Origin of the sequence: Roseomonas sp. BN140053 (assembly GCF_047690175.1) — a bacterium.
Lineage (GTDB): Bacteria > Pseudomonadota > Alphaproteobacteria > Acetobacterales > Acetobacteraceae > Roseomonas.
The window spans coordinates 1-22,912 of sequence record NZ_JBLLEB010000011.1; the positions used below are offsets into that span (position 1 = coordinate 1).

The 22,912-nt window shown below is 70.6% G+C and carries 21 protein-coding genes and 1 tRNA gene; 4 read left to right on the top strand and 18 right to left on the bottom strand.

Annotated elements, in window-relative coordinates; translation table 11 throughout:
• The first annotated feature begins 44 nt into the window (after positions 1 to 44).
• Positions 45 to 118 (top strand) — tRNA-Met (locus tag ACLIBK_RS12365).
• Between the two features lie 175 nt (positions 119 to 293).
• On the opposite strand, the gene ACLIBK_RS12370 is transcribed toward ACLIBK_RS12365, so the two are convergent.
• Complete coding sequence (locus tag ACLIBK_RS12370; RefSeq protein WP_415387565.1) at positions 294 to 1,211, bottom strand: L,D-transpeptidase family protein; 918 nt, start codon at positions 1,209 to 1,211, stop codon at positions 294 to 296.
• A 304-nt stretch (positions 1,212 to 1,515) separates the two neighbouring features.
• Here ACLIBK_RS12370 and ACLIBK_RS12375 point away from each other — a divergent pair, with 304 nt between their 5' ends.
• Positions 1,516 to 1,992: a DUF3830 family protein gene (locus ACLIBK_RS12375; protein ID WP_415387566.1), complete on the top strand. Its 477-nt coding sequence runs from the start codon at positions 1,516 to 1,518 to the stop codon at positions 1,990 to 1,992.
• Positions 1,993 to 2,046: 54 nt separating this feature from the next.
• Here the strand turns inward: ACLIBK_RS12375 and ACLIBK_RS12380 are convergent, their stop codons facing one another.
• The 10 genes from ACLIBK_RS12380 to paoA form a co-directional block, all read right to left on the bottom strand.
• Positions 2,047 to 3,417 carry an amidase gene (locus ACLIBK_RS12380; RefSeq protein WP_415387567.1) on the bottom strand — a complete coding sequence of 457 codons (1,371 nt, stop codon included), beginning with the start codon at positions 3,415 to 3,417 and terminating at the stop codon, positions 2,047 to 2,049.
• Positions 3,414 to 3,593 carry a hypothetical protein gene (locus ACLIBK_RS12385; protein WP_415387568.1) on the bottom strand — a complete coding sequence of 60 codons (180 nt, stop codon included), beginning with the start codon at positions 3,591 to 3,593 and terminating at the stop codon, positions 3,414 to 3,416. Before ACLIBK_RS12385 ends, ACLIBK_RS12380 begins: the two co-directional genes overlap by 4 nt.
• Positions 3,590 to 4,564: a succinylglutamate desuccinylase/aspartoacylase family protein gene (locus ACLIBK_RS12390; protein ID WP_415387569.1), complete on the bottom strand. Its 975-nt coding sequence runs from the start codon at positions 4,562 to 4,564 to the stop codon at positions 3,590 to 3,592. The genes ACLIBK_RS12385 and ACLIBK_RS12390 overlap by 4 nt, the downstream gene beginning before the upstream one ends.
• 19 nt (positions 4,565 to 4,583) lie before the next feature.
• A complete protein-coding gene (locus tag ACLIBK_RS12395) occupies positions 4,584 to 5,642 on the bottom strand; it encodes an ABC transporter ATP-binding protein (RefSeq protein ID WP_415387570.1) in 1,059 nt (352 codons plus the stop codon).
• The gene (locus tag ACLIBK_RS12400) at positions 5,639 to 6,421 is read right to left on the bottom strand and encodes an ABC transporter permease (RefSeq protein ID WP_415387571.1); all 783 of its coding nucleotides are present in this window, start codon (positions 6,419 to 6,421) and stop codon (positions 5,639 to 5,641) included. Before ACLIBK_RS12400 ends, ACLIBK_RS12395 begins: the two co-directional genes overlap by 4 nt.
• Positions 6,418 to 7,266, bottom strand: coding sequence for an ABC transporter permease (locus ACLIBK_RS12405; RefSeq protein WP_415387572.1), 849 nt, complete (start codon positions 7,264 to 7,266; stop codon positions 6,418 to 6,420). Before ACLIBK_RS12405 ends, ACLIBK_RS12400 begins: the two co-directional genes overlap by 4 nt.
• A complete protein-coding gene (locus ACLIBK_RS12410) occupies positions 7,263 to 8,321 on the bottom strand; it encodes an ABC transporter substrate-binding protein (protein ID WP_415387573.1) in 1,059 nt (352 codons plus the stop codon). The genes ACLIBK_RS12405 and ACLIBK_RS12410 overlap by 4 nt, the downstream gene beginning before the upstream one ends.
• A 132-nt stretch (positions 8,322 to 8,453) precedes the next feature.
• Positions 8,454 to 10,673, bottom strand: coding sequence for an aldehyde oxidoreductase molybdenum-binding subunit PaoC (gene paoC, locus ACLIBK_RS12415; RefSeq protein ID WP_415387574.1), 2,220 nt, complete (start codon positions 10,671 to 10,673; stop codon positions 8,454 to 8,456).
• A 5-nt stretch (positions 10,674 to 10,678) separates the two neighbouring features.
• Positions 10,679 to 11,626 carry an FAD binding domain-containing protein gene (locus ACLIBK_RS12420; RefSeq protein WP_415387575.1) on the bottom strand — a complete coding sequence of 316 codons (948 nt, stop codon included), beginning with the start codon at positions 11,624 to 11,626 and terminating at the stop codon, positions 10,679 to 10,681.
• On the bottom strand, positions 11,623 to 12,279 hold the full coding sequence (gene paoA, locus ACLIBK_RS12425) for an aldehyde dehydrogenase iron-sulfur subunit PaoA (protein WP_415387576.1): 657 nt from the start codon (positions 12,277 to 12,279) through the stop codon (positions 11,623 to 11,625). Before paoA ends, ACLIBK_RS12420 begins: the two co-directional genes overlap by 4 nt.
• 441 nt (positions 12,280 to 12,720) lie before the next feature.
• Here paoA and ACLIBK_RS12430 point away from each other — a divergent pair, with 441 nt between their 5' ends.
• Positions 12,721 to 13,806 carry an AbrB family transcriptional regulator gene (locus ACLIBK_RS12430; RefSeq protein ID WP_415387577.1) on the top strand — a complete coding sequence of 362 codons (1,086 nt, stop codon included), beginning with the start codon at positions 12,721 to 12,723 and terminating at the stop codon, positions 13,804 to 13,806.
• Here the strand turns inward: ACLIBK_RS12430 and ACLIBK_RS12435 are convergent.
• Positions 13,803 to 14,606, bottom strand: coding sequence for a GntR family transcriptional regulator (locus tag ACLIBK_RS12435; RefSeq protein WP_415387578.1), 804 nt, complete (start codon positions 14,604 to 14,606; stop codon positions 13,803 to 13,805). The two genes, ACLIBK_RS12430 and ACLIBK_RS12435, sit on opposite strands and share 4 nt — an antisense overlap.
• Positions 14,607 to 14,954: 348 nt before the next feature.
• Here ACLIBK_RS12435 and ACLIBK_RS12440 point away from each other — a divergent pair, with 348 nt between their 5' ends.
• Positions 14,955 to 16,517 carry an ABC transporter substrate-binding protein gene (locus ACLIBK_RS12440; RefSeq protein WP_415387579.1) on the top strand — a complete coding sequence of 521 codons (1,563 nt, stop codon included), beginning with the start codon at positions 14,955 to 14,957 and terminating at the stop codon, positions 16,515 to 16,517.
• A gap of 63 nt (positions 16,518 to 16,580) precedes the next feature.
• Here ACLIBK_RS12440 and ACLIBK_RS12445 read toward each other — a convergent pair whose 3' ends face one another.
• Genes ACLIBK_RS12445 through ACLIBK_RS12470 form a run of 6 tightly spaced genes read right to left on the bottom strand, consistent with a single transcriptional unit; the run spans position 16,581 to position 22,911 of the window.
• The gene (locus tag ACLIBK_RS12445; protein ID WP_415387580.1) at positions 16,581 to 16,997 is read right to left on the bottom strand and encodes a carboxymuconolactone decarboxylase family protein; all 417 of its coding nucleotides are present in this window, start codon (positions 16,995 to 16,997) and stop codon (positions 16,581 to 16,583) included.
• A 32-nt stretch (positions 16,998 to 17,029) separates the two neighbouring features.
• A complete protein-coding gene (locus ACLIBK_RS12450; protein WP_415387581.1) occupies positions 17,030 to 19,030 on the bottom strand; it encodes an FAD-dependent oxidoreductase in 2,001 nt (666 codons plus the stop codon).
• A complete protein-coding gene (locus tag ACLIBK_RS12455; protein ID WP_415387582.1) occupies positions 19,027 to 20,025 on the bottom strand; it encodes an ABC transporter ATP-binding protein in 999 nt (332 codons plus the stop codon). The genes ACLIBK_RS12450 and ACLIBK_RS12455 overlap by 4 nt, the downstream gene beginning before the upstream one ends.
• A complete protein-coding gene (locus ACLIBK_RS12460) occupies positions 20,022 to 21,008 on the bottom strand; it encodes an ABC transporter ATP-binding protein (protein ID WP_415387583.1) in 987 nt (328 codons plus the stop codon). Before ACLIBK_RS12460 ends, ACLIBK_RS12455 begins: the two co-directional genes overlap by 4 nt.
• Positions 21,008 to 21,898 carry an ABC transporter permease gene (locus ACLIBK_RS12465; protein WP_415387584.1) on the bottom strand — a complete coding sequence of 297 codons (891 nt, stop codon included), beginning with the start codon at positions 21,896 to 21,898 and terminating at the stop codon, positions 21,008 to 21,010. The genes ACLIBK_RS12460 and ACLIBK_RS12465 overlap by 1 nt, the downstream gene beginning before the upstream one ends.
• On the bottom strand, positions 21,895 to 22,911 hold the full coding sequence (locus ACLIBK_RS12470) for an ABC transporter permease (protein WP_415387585.1): 1,017 nt from the start codon (positions 22,909 to 22,911) through the stop codon (positions 21,895 to 21,897). Before ACLIBK_RS12470 ends, ACLIBK_RS12465 begins: the two co-directional genes overlap by 4 nt.
• Between the last annotated feature and the right edge of the window lies 1 nt (position 22,912).

Genomic DNA, 22,912 nt, shown 5'->3' on the forward strand with positions numbered 1-22,912 from the left:
GGCCGCCCGAGAGGAACGTTTCCCTGTCCCACAAACACCACCGACGCGGGGTGGAGCAGCCCGGTAGCTCGTCAGGCTCATAACCTGAAGGTCACAGGTTCAAATCCTGTCCCCGCATCTCCCCATCTCACACCACATCATCCCAATGCACACCACCCAACCCCAGGCCCGCATGGACCCGGGGTGCTGCGCGTTCAAAGGCGGCGTGGAGCAAGGGAGAGATGCGCTGAACTGAGACTTGGTCGTGAAAGCGCGGCTGTGAGTACGACCTTCTGCGCGCCGTCCAATCTCCCTTACAGCGGATCATCCTGCGGCGTCGCAGCGGCAGCAGCAGCTTCGGCATCGGCGGGGGTTTGCGTCGGCGGCCGCATGATGCGCCGGTACGCTGCACGGCGGCTCCCCGGTTGATCGAGGCCATAAGGGTCGGAATGGTGCACCAGCCGACCATCAGCCGCGGGCCAAACCGTCAGGTAAGCCAGCACCACCTGCACCTCCGTGGGTGGAACCGTATCGGTGGTACGGCCCGTGGCCACCGTGGCCCGGAGCACGGGCGGCATCGTATCGAGCAGCCACGCCGCGAGCTCGAAGATGCGCTCGACCCGCACGCAGCCGTGGGAGAGTGCCCGTCCCGAGCGGGCGAAGAGCTCGGGATTGCTGGTCCCATGCAGGAAGATTCCGTCGGAATCCTGCAAGCCGATGCGGATCGGGCCGAGCGGATTGCGTGGTCCCGGTGGCTGCACGAGATGCCCATTGATGGTGCGGAAACCGACCGCGCCGGCCGCGCGGATCTCGGGTTCGATGCTGGCGGGCACGTACCAGGGCGGATTGCAGCGGACCGAGGTGACAAAGGTCGCGAGCTGCGGCGTGCGCGTCCGTCCAGCCCCGACCACCACCCGGGAGCGGAGAACTTCGCGGCCATCCTCGTAGGCGATCACCTCCGCAGACGCGATGTTCACCACGATCAAGCGCGGTGCCGAGAAATCAATGGCCAAGTCATTCAAGCGCTCGAGCGTCCGGTCCAGCCCGATCCTGACCTGCCGGGCCGCAACCGGCGTCACGAGCTGTGCCTGAAGGAGACGGGCGCGCACGTCCAGGCTTCCCGTGGCCGGCGTGACCTGCCCCAGGGCCATGCGTGGCCGCAGGCCGACCGCAGTGGCCAGCGAACTGGCTCCGAGCAGGGCGACAGCGAGGGAGCGGCGTGTCGGGATCATTGTCCTGCCGGGAAGTTATGCGGCAACAGTGTAGCGCAGCCTCTCAAAATTTCTACAATGCATCGGTGCGAAAGGTGGAACGACCGTGCTGCGCAGCTATGCGGACCATTCTCGCACCACGTGGTGCGGGACGATGATGGTCTTGCCCCGGGATGAGGGGACGACGGCACCGGATTGCTGGCCGAGCGGAGACCGGGGCGCTGTAATCCGGCAGGCGCGGGGTTGGACGGGATCACGCCTACCGGCCGGTTGACCCGCCCGGCAGCCGTGAACAATGCTGCCGCTTCAACCTGAGAATCTCCGTATGCCCCGATTGCTGCGTTTCACCTTCACGCAAGCCGGCGTGTCCGGCCGCGTCGAGCTCCACGAATCCCTTGCCCCGCGCACGGTGGACGCGATCTGGGGTGCCCTGGCCGAGCCGGTGCGGGAGCTGAGTTTCCACGCCATGTATGCCGGGCCGGAAATCATGATCGGCCTGCCCGAGGCGGCGCGGAGCTTCGACCCTCGTGCCCTGCCGCCGGAAAACCAGACGGTGATCCCCGCGCCCGGCGACGTGCTGTGGTTCTACCAGGCACCCAACCTGATGAAGGGCTTGTCGGACGAGTTCTGGGAGGTCGGCATGTTCTACGGCGAAGGGGGGCGCGTCTTCGGGCCGCTGGGCTGGACGCCGGTCAGCATGTTCGGCCGCATGCTGCCCGAGGATCTGCCGGGCTTCGCGCGCGAATGCGCCGACATCCGGCTGCACGGCGCCAAGATGCTGGAAATCCGGCGCGGGGACTGAGCCGCTATACTTTGCCGTTGCGGCAGCCGTCCCACTGCCGCGACGCACTCTGCCCTACGGGACTGAAGCAGGCGGCTGAGCGTCCCGGCAGCCGAGCCGCGCTTCCAGGGCGTGGGCGGCAGCCAGCAGGCGGACCTCGCCGCCGCGACGGCCGACCAGTTGCAACGACAGTGGCATCCCCGCGGCATCGAAGCCGCAGGGCAGCACCAGCGCGGGGTGGCCCGTGACGTTGAAGGGGATCCGCAGGGACGGCTGCTGTGTAAAGGGAAAGCTGTCACCCACCGTGTCCGCGAAGAACGGGGCGCCCGACACTTCGCCGGCGCAGGCCAGCACGTCGTAACGATCGAACAGCGCGTCCATGGCGGCAGCCAGGCGTTGCCGCTGCCGCTGGGCCTGCAGCAGGTCGGCGGCCGACAGGAAGGCACCGAGGGCAAAGCGGTGCCGGGCGAGGCGGCCGTAGACCGCAGGATCGTTGCGAAGCTGCGCTTCGTGGTTGGCGAAAGCCTCGCTCAGCAGGATGACGCGGCCACAGGCGTCCAGCAGGTGCGGATCGGGCGGCACCGCATCTTCCAGCCGCGCGCCGAGGGTGGCGAACAGGGACAGCGCGCCTTCCACCGCGTCCACCACCGCTTCTGAGGCGCGCACCGCCGGGCCCGCGAAGAAGGTGCGCAGCACGCCCACGCGCAGCCCGGCCAAGTTCTCGCTCAGCTGCGGTGCCGTGGCAGTGCCGGCGATGGCGTCCAGCAGCAGGGCGCAGTCCTCGACCGTGCGGGCCAGGGGGCCGGGCTCGCCCAGGGTAAAGGTCAGGGGCAGCACGCCGCTTCGGGGAACCAGCCCCAGCGTCGGCTTCAGCCCGACCACGCCGCAATAGGCGGCCGGCTGCCGGATGGAACCGCCGGCATCGGTGCCCACCGACACCGGCGCCTGCCCATCCGCCACTGCCGCGGCGGAGCCGGAAGAGGAGCCGCCGGGGATACGCTCGGGGTTCCAGGGATTGCGGGCAGGCGGGAAAGGCAGGTCGAAGCTCGGGCCGCCATAGCTCAGCTCGTACATCGCCTGCTTGCCCAGGATCACTGCGCCCACCTCCCGCAGGCGCGACACCAGCGCGGCGTCGCTGTCGGGCACCTGGTCGAGGAAGCGGCGCGAATGCCCGGTGGTGCGCAGCCCGGCCGTGTCCAGGCAGTCCTTCAGCCCCAGCGGCACGCCGTGCAGCGGGGCGCGCGGGCCGTCGCGGCGGATGGCGGCATCGGCGGCGCGGGCCGCCTGCAGGGCACCCGCGGGGTCCAGGGTGATCCAGGCGGCGATCTCCGGCTGCCGGGCGGCGCTGCGCTCCAGCAGGGCCTCGGCCCAGGTTTCCGCCGTCAGGCTGCCGGCGGCGAGGCGGCGCGCGCCCTCGGCGGCGGAAAGCCGGGCGAGGTCGGTCACCCCTCGACGCCCAGGGGCGGACGCGGGGGCTGATCCTGCGGCGTCAGTTCTTCGCGCAAGCGGTCGAGCTGCGGCTGCATGCCCGCGAAGCCCCGGCGCAGGGCTTCCAGATCCGCATCGGTCAGCCGGCCGAGGCCGAGGCGCTCGGCCCAGGCGCGGAACTCCGCCGGGCTCACGCGTCGATCCGTTCCACCACTTCCACCACCTGGTCGCCGTTGAACAGCGGCATCCAGGCGCGCTTGATGGAGCCGACCCAGGCGCGGGGCAGGGGACAGGTGATCGTCTCCACCACCTCGCCGAAGATGTCGATCATCTCGCCCATCGGCTGGCCGCCCACCATGTCGTCGCCGGGCGCGATCAGCGGGCGCCAATAGCCGCCGCGCCGGCACTTCACGTGCACGGCGTTGCCGCCGTGGCGGATGTCGCTGACCTCCGGCACCTCGCCCGGCAGCATGCCCAGGGCGCGCGTCAGCCCGTGCAGCGTGACGCGGAAGTTGGTCAGGTCGTCCTCGGTGACGCGGGCGCCGCCGCCGCTCTCCACGATCAGCGCGGCCTTGTTGTGCTGCCGGGTGACGTTGGTGAAATAGGCGCCGTCCAGCCAGTCCTCGCTGGAGCCCCACTGGAAGCGCGAGCCGACGCAGCCGGCCAGCCGCCGGCTTTCCCGCTCCGCCGCGCCGTCGCCCTTGGCATCGAAGATCACGTAATGCGCGGTGATGGTCAGCTCGCCGCCGGAATGCAGGTCCAGCACGGCGTCGCCGCCTTCCGCGCCGGCGATGGACAGCAGCCGGTCGGCCAGCTGCTCGCTCACCGTGCCGTCGGGCTTGCCGGGAAAGACGCGGTTCAGGTTCATGCCGTCCTGCGGCGTCAGGCGGCTATGGGTGCGGGCGCCCAGCGGATTGGCCACCAGCAGCGCGGCGATGCTGCCCTTCAGGGCGGACAGGTCGATCTCGCGCAGGAAGCGCGCCAGGGACACCGGGCCGACATTCTCGCCGCCATGGATCAGGCACTGCACCAGCAGCCGTGGCCCGGGCGAGGCGCCGCGCGCCAGCAGCACCGGCGAGACCAGCGGGCCGTCGGGGTAATAGCCCAGCTCGATGAAGCCCTTGGCCAACTCGCCGGGCGCGGCTTCCGCGGTTCCGAAGCGCATGCGGTTCTCTCCTCCGGGCTCAGCCGCCGGGTATCACGATCAGATCCTCCGCCCGCCAGCGCGCGGTGGCGGCAGTACCGGCGGGGAAGCGGTCGGCATAGGCGGCGGGACCCTCGATGCTCAGGGCGCGGCCGCCGGGCAGGCGCAGCATCAGCTGCGTGCCGGTGCCCAGGAAGGAGGCCAGCTCCACCCGGCCGGCGACGGCATTGGGCTCGTCGGCGACGGGCGGCGTTTCCTCCAGCGCGATCCGCTCGGGCCGCAGCAGCAGCGTGGCGGGGCCGGCGGGCGACGCGGCCGGCGCCAGCGCGATCCCGTCCTCCGAGCGTAGCGGCCCGGCCGGCTGCGGCGTCGCCTCGAACAGGTTGGCGCGGCCGATGAAGCTGGCCACGAACCGCGTGGCCGGGCGGTCATACACCTCGCGCGGGGTGCCGAGCTGTTCCAGCCGGCCTGCGTTCATCACCGCGATGCGGTCGGAGATCGCCATGGCCTCCGCCTGGTCGTGGGTGACGAAGAGGGTGGTCAGGCCCAGCTCGGTTTGCAGCCGGCGCAGCTCCACCCGCGTGCCTTCCCGCAGCAGCGCGTCGAGGTTGGAGAAGGGCTCGTCCAGCAGCACCACCGCCGGGTTGATCACCAGCGCCCGCCCCACCGCCACGCGCTGCTGCTGCCCACCCGAGAGCTGCCGCGGCAGCCGCTTCTCCAGCCCGTCCAGCCGCAGCAGTGACACCATGCGGGCCACGCGCGCGGCGGCCTCGGCGCGCGGCACGCCGCGGCGGCGCAGGCCGAAGGCGATGTTGTCCGCCACGCTGAGATGCGGAAACAGCGCGTAGGACTGGAACACCATGCCCGCATCGCGCTTGTGCGGCGGCAGGGTGGTGATGTCGCGCCCGCCCAGCTGGATGCGGCCCTCCGTGGGCTCGATGAAGCCGGCCACCATGCGCAGCGTGGTGGTCTTGCCGCATCCCGAGGGGCCCAGCAGCGCCAGCAGCTCCCCCGGCCGGACGGAAAGGTCCATGCGCTGCACGGCCGTGCTGCCGCCGTAGCGCTTCACCAAGCCGTCGAGAACGAGGCCCGTGCTCATCGGCGAAACACCTGTTGCAGCAGCATCACCAGCAGGGCGAGCAGGATCAGCAGCGAGGACACCGCCGCCACGGTGGGGTCGAAGGCCATCTGCGCGGCGCCGTAGAGCACCACGGTCAGCGGCGCTTCCCGCGCAGAGCCCAGGAAGAGGGCCATCTCGACCTCGTCGAAGGAGAAGATGAAGGCCAGCGCCGCGGCGGCCAGCAGGCCCGGGCGCACCGCCGGCAACGTCACCAGCAGGAAAGCCTGCAAGGGCGAGGCGCCGAGGTTCTGCGCCGCTTCCTCGATCGAGCGGTCGACGCGGCGCAGCACCGGCAGCATCACCCGCAGCACCAGCGGCACGCCCACCAGCAGGTGCGACACCACCAGCCGCGTCGTGCCCGGCGGCGCCAGCGGCCGGGTGGAGAAGAACAGCGCCAGCGCCACGGCCAGCACCAGTCCGGGCAGCACCAGCGGCGACAGGAACAGCGCTTCCAACAGCGCCCGGCCGGGAAAGTGGAAACGCGTCAGCGCCACGGCCGCCGCCGTGCCGACCACGAGGGAGATCAGCGCCACCGTTCCCGCCAGCCGGACGCTGACCAGGAAGCCGCCGAGGTAGCGGGAATCCGCCAGCGCCGAGCGGTACCAGCGCAGCGACAGGCCCTGCGGCGGAAAGGCGAGGTAGCCGGTGTCGCTGAAGGAGGCGCCCACGATCACCAGCAGCGGCCCCAGCAGGTAAAGGAAGGCCAGCGCCGAGAGGATCAGCAGCACCCAGCCGAGGGGATCGCGCAGCGTGGTCACGGGCGCGGCTCCTCGGGCCCGTTCTCGCCCAGGAAGTACCCGTAGGTGAGGGCCACCGCGAGGGAGATGGCCAGCAGGATGGCGGCGATGGCGGCGGCGAAGGGCCAGTCCAGCAGTTCCAGCACCTGCTCGTAGATGGTCACGGCCATGAAGTGCCCGCGCGCGCCGCCCACCAGGGAGGGTGTGGCGAAGGCGCTGACGGAAAGCGAGAACACCAGCAGCGACCCCGCCACGATGCCGCCCCGCGCCAGCCGGAAGGTCACCAGCCACAGCGCCGTGGCCGGGGTGGCGCCCAGGTTCATCGCCGCGTTCTCCAGGTCCCGGTCCACCCCGCGCAGCACGGCGAACAGGGTGATCACCATGATCGGCAGCAGCACCTGCGCCAGCGCCACCACCACCCCCGCGAAAGTGCCGAGCAGCTGGAAGTCCGCCGCCACCAGCCCGGTGGATTGCAGCGCGCGCGACACGGCACCACCGCGGAAGAACAGCACCATCCAGGCGAAGGAGCGCACCACCGCGCTGACCCAGAGCGGAAAAGTGGTGAGCAACAGCAGCAGCCCGGCCCAGCGGCTTTCCGACCGCGCCAGCAGGAAGGCGAGGGGAAAGCCCAGCACCAGCGTGACCAGCGTCACGCACAACCCCAGCAACAGGCTGTTGCCCAGCGTCGCCAGGTAGAAGCTGTCGCCCAGGAAGCGCGTGTAGGAGGCGAAACTCACCGGCGGCGGGTTGCCGAGCGATTGCAGCAGCAGGTCGAATTGCGGCCACAGGAACAGGAGGGCGAAGAGCAGCGCCGCCGGGGCCAGCAGCCCGACGGCGACCAAGCCCTTCCGGGCGGCGGCGGTCACCGCGTAGCGATCTCGCGGTTCCAGCGCTCCGTCCAGGCCGCGCGGTTGGTGTTGATGGCGTCGCGGTCCAGCGTGGCCAGACGGTCCGTCGGCGCCATGAAGCGCGACACATCCGGTGGCAGTTGCGTACGGGTGTTCACCGGCGCCCAGCCGATTTCCCGCGCGATAGCCACCTGCACCTCGGGGTCGAGGTGGCGGTCGAGGATGGCCGAGGCCACGTCGGCATTGCGCGAGCGCCGGGCGACGCAGCCCACCAGCAGCGAGTAGGGCGCGCCTTCTTCCGGCACGGCGTAGCCGATCGGCAGGCCCATGGCGCTGGTGCGCAGCGCCGAGGCGCCGTCATAGGGCATGATCCAGATGTCGCCATTGGCGAACAGCGTCTGCACCTCGGCCGGTGAGCGGAAGATGGAGGCGCGCGGCGCGATGCGCTTCATCGCTTCCAGCCCGGGGGTAATGTTGCTCTCGCTGCCGCCGTTCAGCTTGGCCAGCATCACCAGGAAGTCGGTGCCGTAGCCGTTGGTGATGTGCGGGAAGGCGACGTGCCCTTCGTACTCCGGCTTGAAAAAGTCGCGGTAGCTGGTGGGCGGGGTGGAGATCTTGTCCGTGCGGTACAGGATGCCCTCGGTCACCAGGCCCCAGGCGATCCAATGGCCTTCCGCGTCCTTGAGGTGGTCCGGCACGCCGGCGAAGTTGCCACCGGCGGGGATGGGTTGGGTCAGCCCGTCCACCTTGGCCGCGCGTTCCTGCCCGCCGGAGAACATGAAGAGGTCGATCTGCGGCGCCTGGGTTTCCGCGCGCATGCGGGCAAAGGCCTGGGCGGAGAGCAGCGGCGTCTGCGTGCCGCGGGCGCCCGTGTCGGCCGCCACCTTGTCGAACACGATGCGCTGGATCAGGTCCTGGCTGGCACCGCCGAAGGCGGTGGCCGCGATCTCGCGCCCGCGCAGGGATTGCGCCCGCGCCGGGGTGCCGGCCAGCACGGTGGCGCCCAGCCCCGCCCCGAGCAGCGATCGCCGTCCCAGGCCGGCGAGCCCCGGAATGTTTGCGTCCCGCGCCATCTGCCCTGCTCCCGTTTCGCAGTGCAGCAGCCTCGCCTCTCACAGGCACGTGTGCAAGGGGCGACGGGCAGCGGTGCCCCGTTCTCCCAACCCGTGGGAAGGGCGGCCCGGCGGGCCGTCCTTCCCGGGCCGTCACGCCGGCATGGGCAACGTCTCGATCAGCTTGTCCAGGGTGATCGGGTAGTCCCGCACGCGGATGCCGGTGGCATTGTAGATCGCGTTGGCCACCGCCGCGCCGACGCCGCAAAGGCCGAGCTCGCCGACGCCCTTGGCCTTCATCGGCGAGGAGATCGGGTCCACCTCGTCGAGGAAGATGACCTCCTGGTGCGGGATGTCGGCATGCACGGGCACCTCGTAGCTGGCGAGGTCGTGGTTCACGAAGAAGCCATGCCGGGTGTCGACCTCCAGCGCCTCCGTCAGCGCCCCGCCAACACCCATGGTCATCGCCCCGATCACCTGGGAGCGCGCGGATTTCGGGTTCAGGATGCGGCCCGCGGCGCAGACGGCCAGCATCCGCCGCACCCGTGTCTCGCCGGTGTAGGCGTCCACGTTCACCTCCACGAAGTGGCCGGCGAAGGTGGATTGCTGGTACTTCTTGGACAGGTCGCCGTACTCGATCAGGTCCTCGGCCGAGAGCCCCGCATCGCCTGCCGCCTGTCCGAGCGGCGCGCTGCGGTTGCCCGAACGCACCTGGCCGTCGGCGAAGACCGCGTCGGAGGAGTTGAAGCCCAGCTGCCGCGTCACCGCGTCGCGCAGCTTCACGCAGGCGGCATAAACGCCCGCCGTGGAATTGTTGGCGCCGAACTGGCCGCCCGAACCGGCCGAGGCCGGGAAGTCGGAATCGCCCAGCCTCACCACGACCTTGTCGATCGGCACGCCCATCATCTCCGCCGCGGTCTGGGCGATGATGGTGTAGGAGCCCGTGCCGATATCGGTCATGTCGGTCTCGACGGTGACCATGCCCTGCGCGTCCAGCCGCACGCGGGCGCCGGACTTCACCAGCAGGTTGTTGCGGAAGCCCGCGGCCATGCCGTGGCCCACCAGCCAGCGCCCTTCGCGCTTGCCGCCGGGCGTGCGGTTGCGCTCGTTCCAGCCGAAGCGCTCGGCGCCCAGGCGCAGGCATTCCACTAGTTGGCGCTGCGAGAAGGGGCGCTCGGGGTGTTCCGGGTCCACCTGGGTGTCGTTGAGGATGCGGAACTCGACGGGGTCGAGGCCGAGCTTCTCGGCCATCTCGTCCATCGCGATCTCCAGTGCCATCATGCCCGGTGCCTCGCCCGGGGCACGCATGGAGTTGCCCTCCGGCAGGTCCAGCTCCGCCAGCCGCATGGAGGTCAGGCGGTTGGCGCCGGCATAGAGCAGCTTGGTCTGCGACACCGCCGTTTCCGGCTTGCCGTCGGGCAGGTTGCCCGAGATGCTCTCATGCGCGATGGCGGTGAGCTTGCCGTCGCGCCCGGCGCCGAGGCGGATGCGCTGGATGGTGGCCGGGCGGTGCGTGGTGTTGTTGGCCACCAGCGGCCGGGTGAGGGAAAGCTTCACCGGCCGGTTCGCCGCCTTGGCACCCAGCGCCGCCAGCACCGCGTCCGCGCGCAGGAACAGCTTGCCGCCGAAGCCGCCACCGATGAAGGGGCTGTCCATCCGGACATTCTCGGGCTGCAGGCCGAGCGTGTCCGCGATGTCCTTCTTGCCCCAGGTGATCATCTGGCTGGAGGTCCAGACGGTGAGCTTCTCGCCCTCCCACATTGCGGTGGAGGCGTGCGGCTCCATGGCCGCGTGGCTCTCGTCGGGGGTGACGTAGGTGGCGTCGAGCTGCACCGGGGCCGCCGCGAAGGCCGCGTCGAAATCGCCGACACGGTCGATCGGCGGGGCGCCGCTGCCTTCCTGGCTGTCGCCGCCCACCAGCGGGGCGGCGCCGGCGGCCGCGGCCAGGTCGAAGCGCCCGGGCTCGCGGTCGTAATCCACCTTCAGCCGGGACGCGGCGTCGCGGGCCTGCTCGAAGCTTTCCGCCACCACCACGGCGACCGCCTGGTGGTAGTGCTGGATGTCCGGCCCGCCGAACAGAAAGGCGACGTTGTGTTCCGCCTTTTTCAGGCGGGGTACGTCCAGCGTGGTCACCACGGCGAGCACGCCCGGCGCGGCCTTGGCCGCCGCGGCATCGATCGCCCGGATGCGTCCCTTGGCGATGGCCGAGCCGAGCACGAAGCCGTAGGCCGCATTGGGAGCGACGTCGTTGCGCTCATAGGCATAGGGCGCGGTACCCGTGGTCTTGAAGCGGCCGTCGATGCGGTCGAGCGGCTGGCCGACGACCTTGAGCTGGTCGATCGGGTTCTCAGTGGCGGGGGTGTCGAACTTCATGGCTTTCAGCCCTTCGCCTCGGCCAGCACGGAAGCGAGCGTCCGTTGCGCCAGGGTGACTTTGAAGGCGTTGTCGCGGGTGGGCCGGGCATCGGCCAGGATCGCGGACATGGCGGGCCTGGCGCCACGCGGCAGCTCCGCCTCCGCTTCCTCGACTCGCCAGGGCTTGTGCGCCACCCCGCCCAGTGCCACGCGCCCCGTGCCGTCCGGCTGCACCACGGCCGCCACCGAGACGAGCGCGAAGGCGTAAGAGGCGCGGTCGCGCACCTTGCGGTAGATCTGCGCCCCGCCGGCAGGCGGCGGCAGCGTTACCGCCGTGATGAGCTCACCTGCTTCCAGTGCCGTGTCGATATGGGGCGTGTCGCCGGGCAGGCGATGGAACTCGGCCATCGGGATGCGGTGCGTGCTGCCGTCAGGGCGCACGGTTTCCACCGTCGCGTCCAGCACCCGCATGGCCACCGCCATGTCGGAAGGGTGGGTGGCGATGCAATGCTCGCTGGTGCCGACCACCGCCAGGCCGCGCGTGACGCCGCCGATGGCCGAGCAGCCCGAGCCGGGGACGCGTTTGTTGCAGGCCATGTTGGTGTCGTAGAAATAAGGGCAGCGCGTGCGCTGCAGCAGGTTGCCCGCGGTGGTCGCCATGTTGCGCAGCTGGCCGGTGGCGCCGGCCAGCAGGGCGCGCGACAGCACGGCGTAGTCGCGGCGCACCCGCGGGTCGGCCGCCAGCTCGGTGTTGCGCACCAGGGCGCCGATGCGCAGGCCACCCTCGGGCGTGGGCTCGATGCGGTCCAGCCCGAGGCCGTTGACGTCGATCAGGTGCGTCGGCGCCTCGATCTGCAGCTTCATCAGGTCCAGCAGGTTGGTGCCGCCGGCGATGAACTTGGCCCCCGGGTTGCGGGCGGCCGCGGCGGCGGCGGCGGGGGTGGCGGCACGCTCGAAGGTGAAGGGCTTCATGCCTGCCTCCCGGCGACCTCGGTGATCGCGTCGACGATGTTGGAATAGGCGCCGCAGCGGCAGATGTTGCCGCTCATGCGCTCGCGCAGTTCCTCGGGGGTGAGCTGCGCGGGGGCGTTGAGGTCGGCCGACACATGGCTGGGGATGCCGGCCTCAATCTCGCGCAGCATGGCCACGGAGGAGCAGATCTGGCCGGGCGTGCAGTAGCCGCACTGGTAGCCGTCATGCTTGACGAAGGCCGCCTGCATGGGGTGCAGCTGGTCGGGCGTGCCCAGGCCCTCGATGGTGGTGATGCTGTCGCCCTCATGCATCACGGCGAGCGTGAGGCAGGAATAGATCCGCCGCCCCTCCACCATCACCGTGCAGGCGCCGCACTGGCCGTGGTCGCAGCCCTTCTTGCTGCCGGTCAGGTGCAGGTGCTCGCGCAGGGCGTCGAGCAGCGTGGTGCGTGTGTCCAGGTCGAGGTCGCGGGCCGTGCCGTTCACGGTCAGGGAAACCTTGGTCAAGCTCGGCCCTCCGGGCGGGGTGATCGGGGATGGCGCGGGCGCTGCGGGCTGGGCCACGGCAGCGGGGCCCGTCAGCACGGCCGCCGTGGCCGTGGCGCCGACCAGCAGGCCACGCCGGGACAATTCAGACTCTTCGGAAGCCTGCATGGCTCGTTCCGATCCTTCTCACCGGCGGAATGGTGGCGGGGGCGCCGAACCGCGGTTGCGATGCTTCCGGGGCGTGAACATGCGCCCCTGATCCGGCCCTGGCGGCCCGGCTGATGCGACAACGCCCGGCAACCCCCATCGGCGCCTTTTTCCGGCCATGAACACGGAAACGGGAAATGCAGCCGCGATTGATCCGGATGTGACGCGACCCGTGCTTCGGGCGTGTCCTTGGCCGTCGTGGCCGTGTTGCGGATGGTTCTCATCCAGGTGGCGCCCGAAGCGCTCGACCACCGTCACGGATCGGCGAAGGCACGGTGGCGGAGCCCCCACCAGCGGCCGGGTGCACTCGCGATCCGCTACCCGACTCCCCTCGTGGCCCGACCCACCTTACGAGCATCCCGGATCGGCTGCCCGGTGAGGACATGACATGATGGTGTGCGCTTGAGGAACCTCGTCGAGGCGTCGCAGGCCCTGCTTCTCACCCTGGCGCTGGGGAGTGCCGGCGGGTTCCTGCTGGAAAGCCTCGGCATGCCGGCGGGCTGGCTCTGCGGCTCGGTGCTCGCCGTGGCGCTGGGTGCCTTTCGGCGTTGGCCGGTGCGCGTGCCCGATCCCGTGCGGGACGGCACCTTCGCCGTGCTCGGGACCTCCATGGGCAGTGCCCTGACCCCGGACACGATCAACGATATCCGGCTCTGGCCGCTCAGCATCGCCCTGCTGCTGCTCTCGGTGGCCGCCACCATGGCGGCGGTGGCCTGGTACCTGCGGCGCGTCCATGGCTGGGACGCCGCCACCGCCCGGTTGGCGGCGGTGCCGGGCGCCCTGTCGGCGGTGCTGGCCCTGGCGACGAGCACCACGGCGCAGTTCCCGGTGGTGGCGCTGTCGCAGACCCTGCGCCAACTCCTGCTGGTCAGCCTGATGCCGCTGGCGCTTGCCTTCGACCACCGGGGTGCCCCGTTGAGCACCGCGAGCCCGGCCAGCCTGCCCGACATGGCGCTGATGCTGGCGGCGGGCCTGGCCGGCAGCCTGCTGCTGGCCAGGCTGCGGGTGCCGGGCGGACGGCTGGTGGGGGCGATGCTGGCCAGCGGGGCGCTGCACCTGGGCGGCTGGGTGTCGGGGCGGCTCGACCCGGCGGTGCTGACGGCGGCCTTCGTACTGACCGGCGCCGTGATCGGCAGCCGCTTCGCCGGCGCCCGGCCGGGGCTGCTGCTGGCCACGATCAAGCCGGCCACGATCGGCACCGCCATCGCCGTGACCATTTCCCTGGGGTTCGCGCTGCTGTGCCAGCGCCTGCTCGGCCTGCCGCTGCCCGAGATCTGGCTGGCCTATGCGCCCGGCGGGGTCGAGGCGATGACGGTGATGGCCTTCGCGCTGAACCTCGACCCGTCCTATGTCAGCGCCCACCACGTGCTGCGGCTGCTGGCCATCACCCTGCTGAGCCCGCTCTGGACCTGGTCCATCGCCGCCCACCGCGTCGCGGCCCCCGCGCCACCCGAAGCTGCGCCGCCGTCCCCCTCGGAACGTCCCTAGTCCGCGCTCTCCGCCTCGGCCGACCACAGCGACTTGCCGGAGCGCGACACCCGGCGCATGCCCATGTGGTACTCGTAGAGTTCCGGCCGGTAGAGCGCCTGGATGTATTCCACCACCCGGTCCTTGGGGTCGCGGACCTGGCGCCGGACATAGAGCAGGGCGGCCCCGACCTCCATCCTGAGCTCCTGGGCGACGGTGGTGTCGGCCAGCTTGGCGGAGATCACCTGGTCGGCGCGCGACACGGCATAGCCGGCGTCTTCCAGCAGCGCCAGCAAGGGGCGCCGGGCCAGGTCGCTGCGCTTGTACTTGCGCCCCACATCCTCCGGCACCCAGGTGGTCAGGAAGGAGAAGGGCACGTCGCGATGCAGGCGCACCCGCACAGATTTCTGCACCGTGGTGCGCGGCGGGATTTCCAGCGCCGCCGCGACCTCGGCCGGAGCGCTGAGGTAGGAGAAATCCAGCACCCGCACGCTGGTCTTGAGCCCCATCACCAGCAGGTTTTCCAGCAATCCGCTGAGATTCTGCCGAATCGGCGCCACGTCGCCGGAAGGCTGGGCAAAGGTGCCGCTGCCGCGCCGGCGGCTGATCAGCTTCTCTTTTTCCAGCCGGTCCAGGGCGCGCCGGATGGTGATGCGCGACACGGCGAAGGTGCTGGCGAGCTCGTGCTCGCTGGGCATGGCGGCATCCGCTTCCCACCGGCCTTCCGCGATCTGCTGGCGCAGGACGACGTAGATGCGGTGGTACAAGGGAAGGGGAACGTCGCCGCCCTCCACCTCGATCCGGCGCGCCATGGATGTCATGCTCGGCTGTTCCCCTTCGGAGCCCCGTTCCCGCCGCCATCGCCGTCGACCATCCGTGTTGGCCCGGCGCCGGGGCAACCGGACCGAGGAGCGGCAGCACGTCGCGAGTATAGGCCCGGGAAAGGGAGGGCGCGAAGCGATGCACGGGGAGGGTTATCGCCGGCGCGGCGAGTCGCGACGGCATTCCCGCTCGGCCTCCGCCCGATGTGATGGACTGCCCGGTTTGCCGTCCGCGTGCCGGGCAGAGATGTATGGAGGACTAGACATCTTCGCGGGGCGCCGACAGGATCGGCTGTGCCGCGGCCGCAACATGCGCCCGGCATACCCTTCTGGCCGAGGAGATGCGCGATGCTGGGCAGGCGGAACCTGATGGCCCTGGCGGCAGCGGGCAGTGTCGCCACCCCGGCGCTGGCGCAGGCCGAGCGCACCCTGGTGGTGGCCGCGTTGGCCACTCCGGCCGGCTTCGACGGCGATGCGCTGAAGCCCGCGACGCAGAACGTGGTGGTGCAGGTCTACGAGGGGCTGACGGCCTATGCCCGCATCCGCAGTGCCGATGGCGAGGAACGGCTCGACTTTTCGCGCGTCACGCCGCATCTGGCGGAAAGCTGGACCGTGTCGGAGGACCAGAAAACCTGGACCTTTCGCCTGCGCGGCGATGTGCGCAGCGCCCGCGGCAACAGCCTTTCCGCCGACGACGTGGTGTGGAGCTGGCAGAAGTCGCTGAACCAGAAGCGCACCGGCGCCTTTATCGCGGCCGTGTGCGGGGTGGAGGCGGTGGACAAGCTGGACGACCGCACGGTTCGCTTCACCCTCAAGGCGCCGAGCGAGATCTTTCCCCGCTCGCTGACCCAGTACGTCCCCGCCATCTATGACACCACCGAAGTCCGCAAGCACGTCACGCCGGAGGATCCCTGGGCGCTGCGCTGGATCGACGCCAACACCGCCGGCTACGGCGCCTACCACCTGGAAAGCGTGCGGCAGAACGAGCAGGCCGTGTTCGTGGCCAATCCGAACTACTTCGGCCCGAAGCCGCATTTCGGCCGGGTGATCTACCGCGCCGTGCCGTCCTCGGCCGCGCGGGTGCAACTGCTGCTGGCCGGGCAGGTCCATTGGATCGAGGAAATCACGCACGGGCAGGCGCAGGAGCTGCAGCGCCGCACCAAGGTGGTGCGCAGCGAGGGCACGGCCATGGCCTCGGTGCGGATGAACCCGCTGATCAAGCCCTTCGACGACCCGCGCGTGCGCCGCGCCGTGGTGCTGGCCACCAACTACGACGCGCTGAACCAGGTGGTGTTCCTCGGCCTCGGCTCGCGGCCGCGCTCCATGGTGCCGCCGGTGATCCCCGGGCACGACCCCACCGTGCCGCTGGTGGAGCGTGACGTAGAAGGGGCGAAGCGCCTGCTGGCCGAGGCCGGACACGCGAACGGCCTCGACATCACGCTGGAATATGCCGGGCTGGAATGGTGGGAGGAGGGCGTGGCGCTGCAGATGCAGCAGGGGCTGGCGGCGGCCGGTATCCGGCTGACGCCGCGGCGCATCAGCGACAACGACATGCGCGCCCGCACCGGCTTCGACCGGCGCGACATCGCCTTCTTCACCTTCAAGGACTTTCCCTTCGTCCTCGACCCCATCTACAAGCTGTTCAACGATGGGCACGGGCGCGGCACGTCCAACCGTAACCACTACAACAGCACCGAATTTGACGCGCTGCTGGACCAGGCGCTGGTGGAGGGTGACGCGGCGAAGCGGATCGAGCTGGGCAACCGCGCGCAGCACCTGCACGCCGCGGATGCCACCTGGGCCTACCTGGCCTATCCCGGCTTCTTCGAGGCCATGCCCCGCAACATGACCGGCTACGCCTGGTACCCGGACTACCATGAGCGATGGAAGGACCTGCGCCCGGCCGGCTGAGCCGGGCGGCAGACACCTGGCCTGCCAGCGGGGGTTTTCGCCCCGCCGGCGGACCATTTCCGGCTATTCGCCGGTCTTGCTGGGTGCCACGCTCTGGTCCACCCAGCCGCGGCCGGCCTTCATCTCGTTCAGCGCCTTGCAGGTCGCCTCGAAGGCGGGGATGCCGGCCGGCAGGGCGGCCATGAAGGCGGCCTCGTAGACCTCGTTCCAGGTGGCGCCCGCCTGCATGGCGCGCTTGGCGGCCCATTCCACGCCCTCGCGGTCGCCCTTCACCGCGGTGGTGACGCCCATCAGCACCAGGAAGCGGGTCTTGAGGTCCAGGGCGCGGCCTTCCTCCGAGCCGAACAGGGTGAAGGAGGCCAGCGCGCCGTAGCGCTTCAGGAATTCCGGGTTCACCTCCGCCAGCGCATCGTGCAGCGGCAGGGTATAGCCGCGCACGGCGCGGATCTTGTCGAGCTCGGCCTGGCCTTCGGGGGTCATGCGATCAGGTATCCTTGTTGTGGTGGGAGAGTTCAAAGGGCACGCGCCGCGATCTCGCCTTCGCGGATCGCGTCGCTGGCCCGGCGCGGCGACAGCGCGTCGCCGATCAGGTGCAGGTCGAGCCCCGTCGCGCGGCGCGGCTCCAGGGCGTGGAACAGGGCGTCGTCCACGGCGGCGCCCAGCACGAACACCACGTCGTGCACGGGGTCGCGCGTGTGCTGCTCGTCCGTGTAGATGTCGCGCAGCGTGACGGTGTTGCCGGCGATGGACACCAGCTCGCTGTCCACGGTGAAGCGCACGCCCAGCTTGCGCAGCATGCCGTGCACCTTGCCCCAGTCGCGGGACGAGGCGAGGTCGGGCGAGCCCTGGCCGAGCTGGGTGACGAATTCCACCGTATGGCCGCGCCGCGCCAGGTATTCCGCCACCACCGCGCCCTGGCGGCCGCCCAGGGAGTCCACCAGCAGGACGTTGGCGCCCAGCGCCGGCTCGTCGCGCAGCACCTCGTGATAGGTCCAGACATTGGGCTGGTCGGCGCCGGGCAGCACCGGCCCGTCCCAGCGCTCGGGGTGCAGCGGCGTCCAGCCATGCTTCAGGCCGTGCGAGCCGGTGGCAACCACGATCGCCTCGAAGCCCTCGGCTTCCAGCATCTCCGGCGTCGCCACGGTTTGGCAGCGGATGGTCACGGGACGCTTGGCGAGCTGGCCGCCCAGCCAGTCCACCACCCCCGTCAGCTCCTGCCGGCTGGACGCCCTGGCCCAGAGCCGCACCTGCCCGCCCAGTTCGGGCTGCCGCTCGAACAGCGTCACCGCGTGGCCGCGATCGGCCGCGGTCAGGGCCGCGCGCATGCCCGCCGGACCGCCGCCCACCACCGCCACCTTGCGCGGTGCTTCCGCCGGCGCCAGCGTGCCGGTGCCGAAGCCCAGTTCCGCGCCCGCCGCGGGATTGTGGATGCAGGCGATCGGCGCCTGCGCGAAGATGGAACTCATGCACCAATTGGCGCCGACGCAGGGACGGATGTCCTCCCGCCGTGCTTCGGCCGCCTTGCGCACCCATTCCGGGTCGGCGATCAGGGCGCGGGCCAGCGCCACCATGTCGCAGTCGCCGCGCGCGATGTAGTCCTCCGCCTCGGCCGGATCCACGACGCGGCCGACGCCCACCACGGGAACGCTCACGGCCTCCTTGATCTTGCGCGTCGCCGGCATCTGGTAGCCGTGCGGCATGGGCGAGGTCGGATAGATCAGCATCCGGTTCAGGTAGGTGCCCTGCGTGACCGAGATGTAGTCGAGGTGCCCGGTGGCATCGAGCCGCGCGGCGATCTCCGCCCAGTCATCGGGACGCAGCCCGCCCTCATGCCCGTCATCGCCGTTGATGCGCACGCCCACGATCATGTCCGGGCCGGTTTCCTGCCGCGTCGCGTCCAGGATTTCCAGCACGATGCGCAGCCGGTTCTCCAGCGAGCCGCCGAAGGCGTCGCGGCGATGGTTGGTGGCGGGGGACAGGAACTGGTTCAGCAGGTAGCCGTGCGACATGGCATGCACTTCCACCCCGTCCAGCCCGCCCTGCCTGGCGAAGCGCGCGGTGAGGCGGTAGCCCTCGATGATCGCGTTGATATCCGCGACCGTCATCTCTTTGGGTACCTCGCGGTACACGGCGTCGGGGATGGGGGAGGGGGCCCAGACCGGTTCCAGGCTGGCGACGCTGCTGGTTTCGCGGCCGCGATGCCAGGGCTGGGCGAGGATCTTGGTGCCGTACTCGTGCACGGCGTCGGCGATCTTCTGGTACTGCGGCACCATCCGCGGATCGAAGGCGAAGGCCTTGCCCTTGTAGGGCTGGGTGGTCGGGTGCACCGCCATGGCTTCCATGGTGATGATGCCGACGCCGCCCCGCGCCCGCTCGCGGTAGTAGTGGATATGCGCGTCGGTGAAGAGGTTGTCCTTCACCAGCAGCGTCGCGTGCGCCGCCATCCAGACCCGGTTGCGGATCTCGTGCTTGCCGAGCCGGATGGGGCTGAGCAGGTGCGGATAGCTGGTCATGCGGGGTTCTCTTCGAGGACGGTTATGCGGTTGCTGCCATCGGCGATGCGCAGGCAGGCGGCGAGGTCGTCGCCGGAGCGCACGGGCTCCAGCGGCGGCCTGATCCGGCGGCAGTCGTCCCGCACCACCGGGCAGCGGCTGGCGAAGGCGCAGCCGGCCGGCAGCCGCAGCGGCGAGGGGATCTCACCCTGCAGCACGTGGCGGTGCAGGCGCGAACGCGGGTCGGCGGGCAGGTGGGCGGAGATCAGCGCCTGGCTGTAGGGGTGCTGCGGCGCCCGGAACAGTGCCTCCGCCGAAGCGTATTCCGTTACTGCGCCGAGGTAGAGCACCATGATCCGGTCGCTAATCCGTTGCACCGTGCCGAGGTCGTGGGTGATGAACAGCAGCGCCACGCCGGTGTCGGCCTGGATCTGCGCCAAAAGGTCCAGGATACCGGCGCGCACCGACAGGTCCAGCGAGGAGGTCGGCTCGTCCAGCACGATCAGCTTGGGCGCGGTGGCGATGGCGCGGGCGATGCAGACGCGCTGCAACTGGCCGCCGGACATGCCGGACGGGTTGCGCCGCAGCGCCTCAGCCGGCAGGCGCACGGAATGCGCCAGTTCCTGCACCCGGTCGCGCCGCTGCGACGCGTTCAGGCTGGTGTGCAGCTTCAGCGGCTCTTCCAGCAGCGCCGCCACGCTCATGCGCGGGTTCAGCGCGCTCCAGGGGTCCTGGAACACCATCTGCATGGCGCCGCGCAGCTCACGGCACCGGCGTTCCGGCAAGGTGGTGATGTCCTGCCCGAGGAAGCGGATACGCCCGGCCGTGGGATCGAGCAGCCGCAGCACGGTGCGGCCGATGGTGGACTTGCCCGAGCCGCTTTCCCCCACCAGTCCCAACGTTTCGCCGGCGCCGATGCGGAAGCTGACATCGTTGATGGCATGCACCGCCAGCCCGCCGCGCCCGACGGGGAAGCGCTTCACGAGGTTCTCGACTTCCAGCACGGGCGCGTTCACGCCACCTCCTCCGGCAGGCGCTGGCCGGCGAAGTGGCACAGCGCAGCCTGTTCCGGGCCCAGGCTGCGCAGCGCCGGCGCGGTGCCGCAGACTTCCTGCGCGATGGCGCAGCGGTCGCGGTAGCAGCAGCCGGCGGGCAGGGCGTAGAGGTTGGGCGGCGGGCCGCCCAGCGCCGGCGCACCACCGGGACGCCGCGTTTCCGATGCTGCGGCGATCAGCGTGCGGGCATAGGGGTGGCCGGGCCGGCTGAAGACCTCCGCCACTGGGCCGCTTTCCACCACGTGGCCGGCAAACATCACGATCATGTCGTCGCAGTAATGCGCCACCACCCCGAGGTCGTGGGTGATGATCATGGCGCCGATGCCGCGCCCCCGGACGGTGTCGCGCAGCAGGTCCAGGATCTGCGCTTGCACCGTGACGTCCAGCCCGGTGGTGGGCTCGTCCGCCACCAGCAGCCGCGGTTCGTTCACCAGGGCGATCGCCAGCAGCACGCGCTGTGCCATGCCGCCGGACAACTCGTGCGCCCAGGCGCGCATCACCCGCTCGGGTCCGGCGATGCCGACGTCGCGCAGCGCGGACAGGGCGCGCGCCCGGGCCTCGGATACCGCCACTCGGCGGTGAGCGCGCTGCACGCGCACCAGCTGGTCGCCGATGCGGGCAAGAGGGTCGAGCGAGGATTTCGGGCTCTGCACCACCAGGCTCAGCTGGCTGCCGCGCAGCCGGTTCAGCTCGGCCGGCGGCAGGGCCAGCAGGTCGCGCCCCTCGAACAGCGCGCGCCCCGCCACCACCTGCGCTGGTTCCCGCAGCAGGCCCAGGATGGACATGGCGGTGAGCGACTTGCCAGCGCCGGTTTCCCCTACCACGCCCAGGATGCGGCCCGGGGCGACGGTGAAGGACACGCCGTTCAGCGCCCGCGCCACTCGTAACTGGTTATCCAGATCGCGCGAGATGAAGTGGGTGTGCAAGTCCTCGACGCGCAGCATCAGCCGGGCTTCCGGGGGTCGAGCAGTTCCTGCGCGCCGTCGCCCAGCATGTTCAGCCCCAGCACCATCAGGATCAGCGCCAGGCCGGGAAACACGCCCACCCACCATTGCCCGGTGACCAGCACCTCCGTGCCCTGGCGGATCATCGCGCCCCATTCCGGCGTGGGGGGCTGGATGCCGACGCCCAGGAAGGCCAGCGTGGCGCTGATCCGCACCGCCCAGGCCGCGCGCACGGCGGTCTGCGCGGTGGCCCCCTTCAGCGCGTTGGGCAGCAGGTGCACCAGCAGGATGCGCCAGGTCGGGTTGCCCATGGCCACCGCCGCTTCCACGAAGGTGGAGGAGCGCAGCACGATCACCTCCGCCCGCACCACGCGGGCAAACAGCGGCGCGTCCAGCAGGCCGATCACCAGCACGACGTTGAAGAAGGAGGGGCCGGCCGCCGCCACCACCGCCAGTGCCAGGATGATGGAAGGAAAGACGCGCAGCATGTCGAAGATGCGCATCAGCACCTCGTCCAGCCAGCCGCCGCGATAGCCGGCGAGCAGCCCCACCGGCACGCCTGCCAGCAGGCCGATCAGTACCGCGGGGATGGCGATGCCGAAGGCCCAGCCGGTGCCGGCCAGCACGCGGGAGAACACGTCCATGCCGTTGTTGTCGGTGCCGAACAGGAAGGGCCCGCCCGGCGGGGTCAGCACCTGGCTGGCCATGGCCGCCACCGGGTCGAAGGGGGCGAGAAAGCGGCCGAACAGCGCCAGCAGTCCCAGGCACAGGATGATGGTCGCGCCCGCCAGCAGCGTGGGGCTGCGCCGGCCCAGGCCGACCAGCCGGGCGAAGGGCTGCGGCAGCCGCCGTGCCGGTGCCTCGGCGGCGAGGGTGCGGGAAGCGCTCACGCCGTCACCGTCGCGCGCGGTTCGAACAGCAGCACGAAGATGTCCACCGCCAGGAACACCAGCACGGAAAACAGCGCCAGCAGCAGCACGTAGGCCTGCACGGCGGTGAAGTCCCCGGCGATGATGGCCGACAGCCCGTACTGGCCGACGCCACCCCAGGAGAAGACGTACTCGATCAGCGACACGGTGCCGACCAGCGAGGTCAGTTCTGTCGCCACGAAGGTCACCAGCGGGGTGGTGCTGTTGCGCAGCGCCACTGCGCGGATCAGCCGCGCCGGCAGTCCCTGCGCCCGGGCATAGCGCACGTAGTCGGAGGCCAGCACGTCCAGCACGATGGCGCGACACTGCTTGATGATCGGCGCGGCGGAGATCACCGCGACGCAGCCCACCGGCAGCACGAGCTGCGACAGGGCGGAACGTGCGGCCTCCCAGTCTCCGGCGATGATCGCGTCAAGCAGGTAGCTGCCGGTGACGTTGGGTGGCGGCGACAGCATCAGGCTGATCCGCCCCATGCCCGGCGGCGCCCATTCCAGTAGGTAGAAGAACACGAACAGGGCCATCAGCCCGAGCCAATAGGTCGGCACGGAAAAGCCGAACAGCGACAGGAAGCGGCTGACCTGGTCGAAGGCGCGGTTGGGCCGGAAGGCCGCGCGCAGCCCCACGGGGATGCCGACCGCGGCGCCGATCAGCAGTCCCGGTAGCAGCAGTTCCAGCGTGGCCGGAATGCGCGACAGGATATCTTCCAGCACCGGCCGGTTGGAAATCCAGGAACGGCCGAAATCCCCCTGCACGACATGGCCGAGATAGGTGGTGAACTGCACCCAGAGCGGCTGGTCCAGCGCCAGGGACTGCCTGACGGCGCGGAGCTCCTCCACCGTGGCGGTGGGGCCGGCCAGCATGGCCACCGGATCCTGCCCGCTGAGGCGCACCAGCATGAAGGTGAAGAACAGCACCCCCAGCAGCAGCGGCACCAGCAGCGCGAGGCGACGGAGCAGGATGCGGCGGATCGGCACG

Coding starts and splice junctions, on each gene's coding strand:
- ACLIBK_RS12460 (WP_415387583.1), bottom strand. CDS start 21,008: ATGCTGCGCGTCGAGGACTTGCACACCCACTTCATCTCGCGCGATCTG.
- ACLIBK_RS12370 (WP_415387565.1), bottom strand. CDS start 1,211: ATGATCCCGACACGCCGCTCCCTCGCTGTCGCCCTGCTCGGAGCCAGT.
- paoC (WP_415387574.1), bottom strand. CDS start 10,673: ATGAAGTTCGACACCCCCGCCACTGAGAACCCGATCGACCAGCTCAAG.
- ACLIBK_RS12435 (WP_415387578.1), bottom strand. CDS start 14,606: ATGACATCCATGGCGCGCCGGATCGAGGTGGAGGGCGGCGACGTTCCC.
- ACLIBK_RS12390 (WP_415387569.1), bottom strand. CDS start 4,564: ATGCGCTTCGGAACCGCGGAAGCCGCGCCCGGCGAGTTGGCCAAGGGC.
- paoA (WP_415387576.1), bottom strand. CDS start 12,279: ATGCAGGCTTCCGAAGAGTCTGAATTGTCCCGGCGTGGCCTGCTGGTC.
- ACLIBK_RS12420 (WP_415387575.1), bottom strand. CDS start 11,626: ATGAAGCCCTTCACCTTCGAGCGTGCCGCCACCCCCGCCGCCGCCGCC.
- ACLIBK_RS12375 (WP_415387566.1), top strand. CDS start 1,516: ATGCCCCGATTGCTGCGTTTCACCTTCACGCAAGCCGGCGTGTCCGGC.
- ACLIBK_RS12440 (WP_415387579.1), top strand. CDS start 14,955: ATGCTGGGCAGGCGGAACCTGATGGCCCTGGCGGCAGCGGGCAGTGTC.
- ACLIBK_RS12395 (WP_415387570.1), bottom strand. CDS start 5,642: ATGAGCACGGGCCTCGTTCTCGACGGCTTGGTGAAGCGCTACGGCGGC.
- ACLIBK_RS12410 (WP_415387573.1), bottom strand. CDS start 8,321: ATGGCGCGGGACGCAAACATTCCGGGGCTCGCCGGCCTGGGACGGCGA.
- ACLIBK_RS12450 (WP_415387581.1), bottom strand. CDS start 19,030: ATGACCAGCTATCCGCACCTGCTCAGCCCCATCCGGCTCGGCAAGCAC.
- ACLIBK_RS12445 (WP_415387580.1), bottom strand. CDS start 16,997: ATGACCCCCGAAGGCCAGGCCGAGCTCGACAAGATCCGCGCCGTGCGC.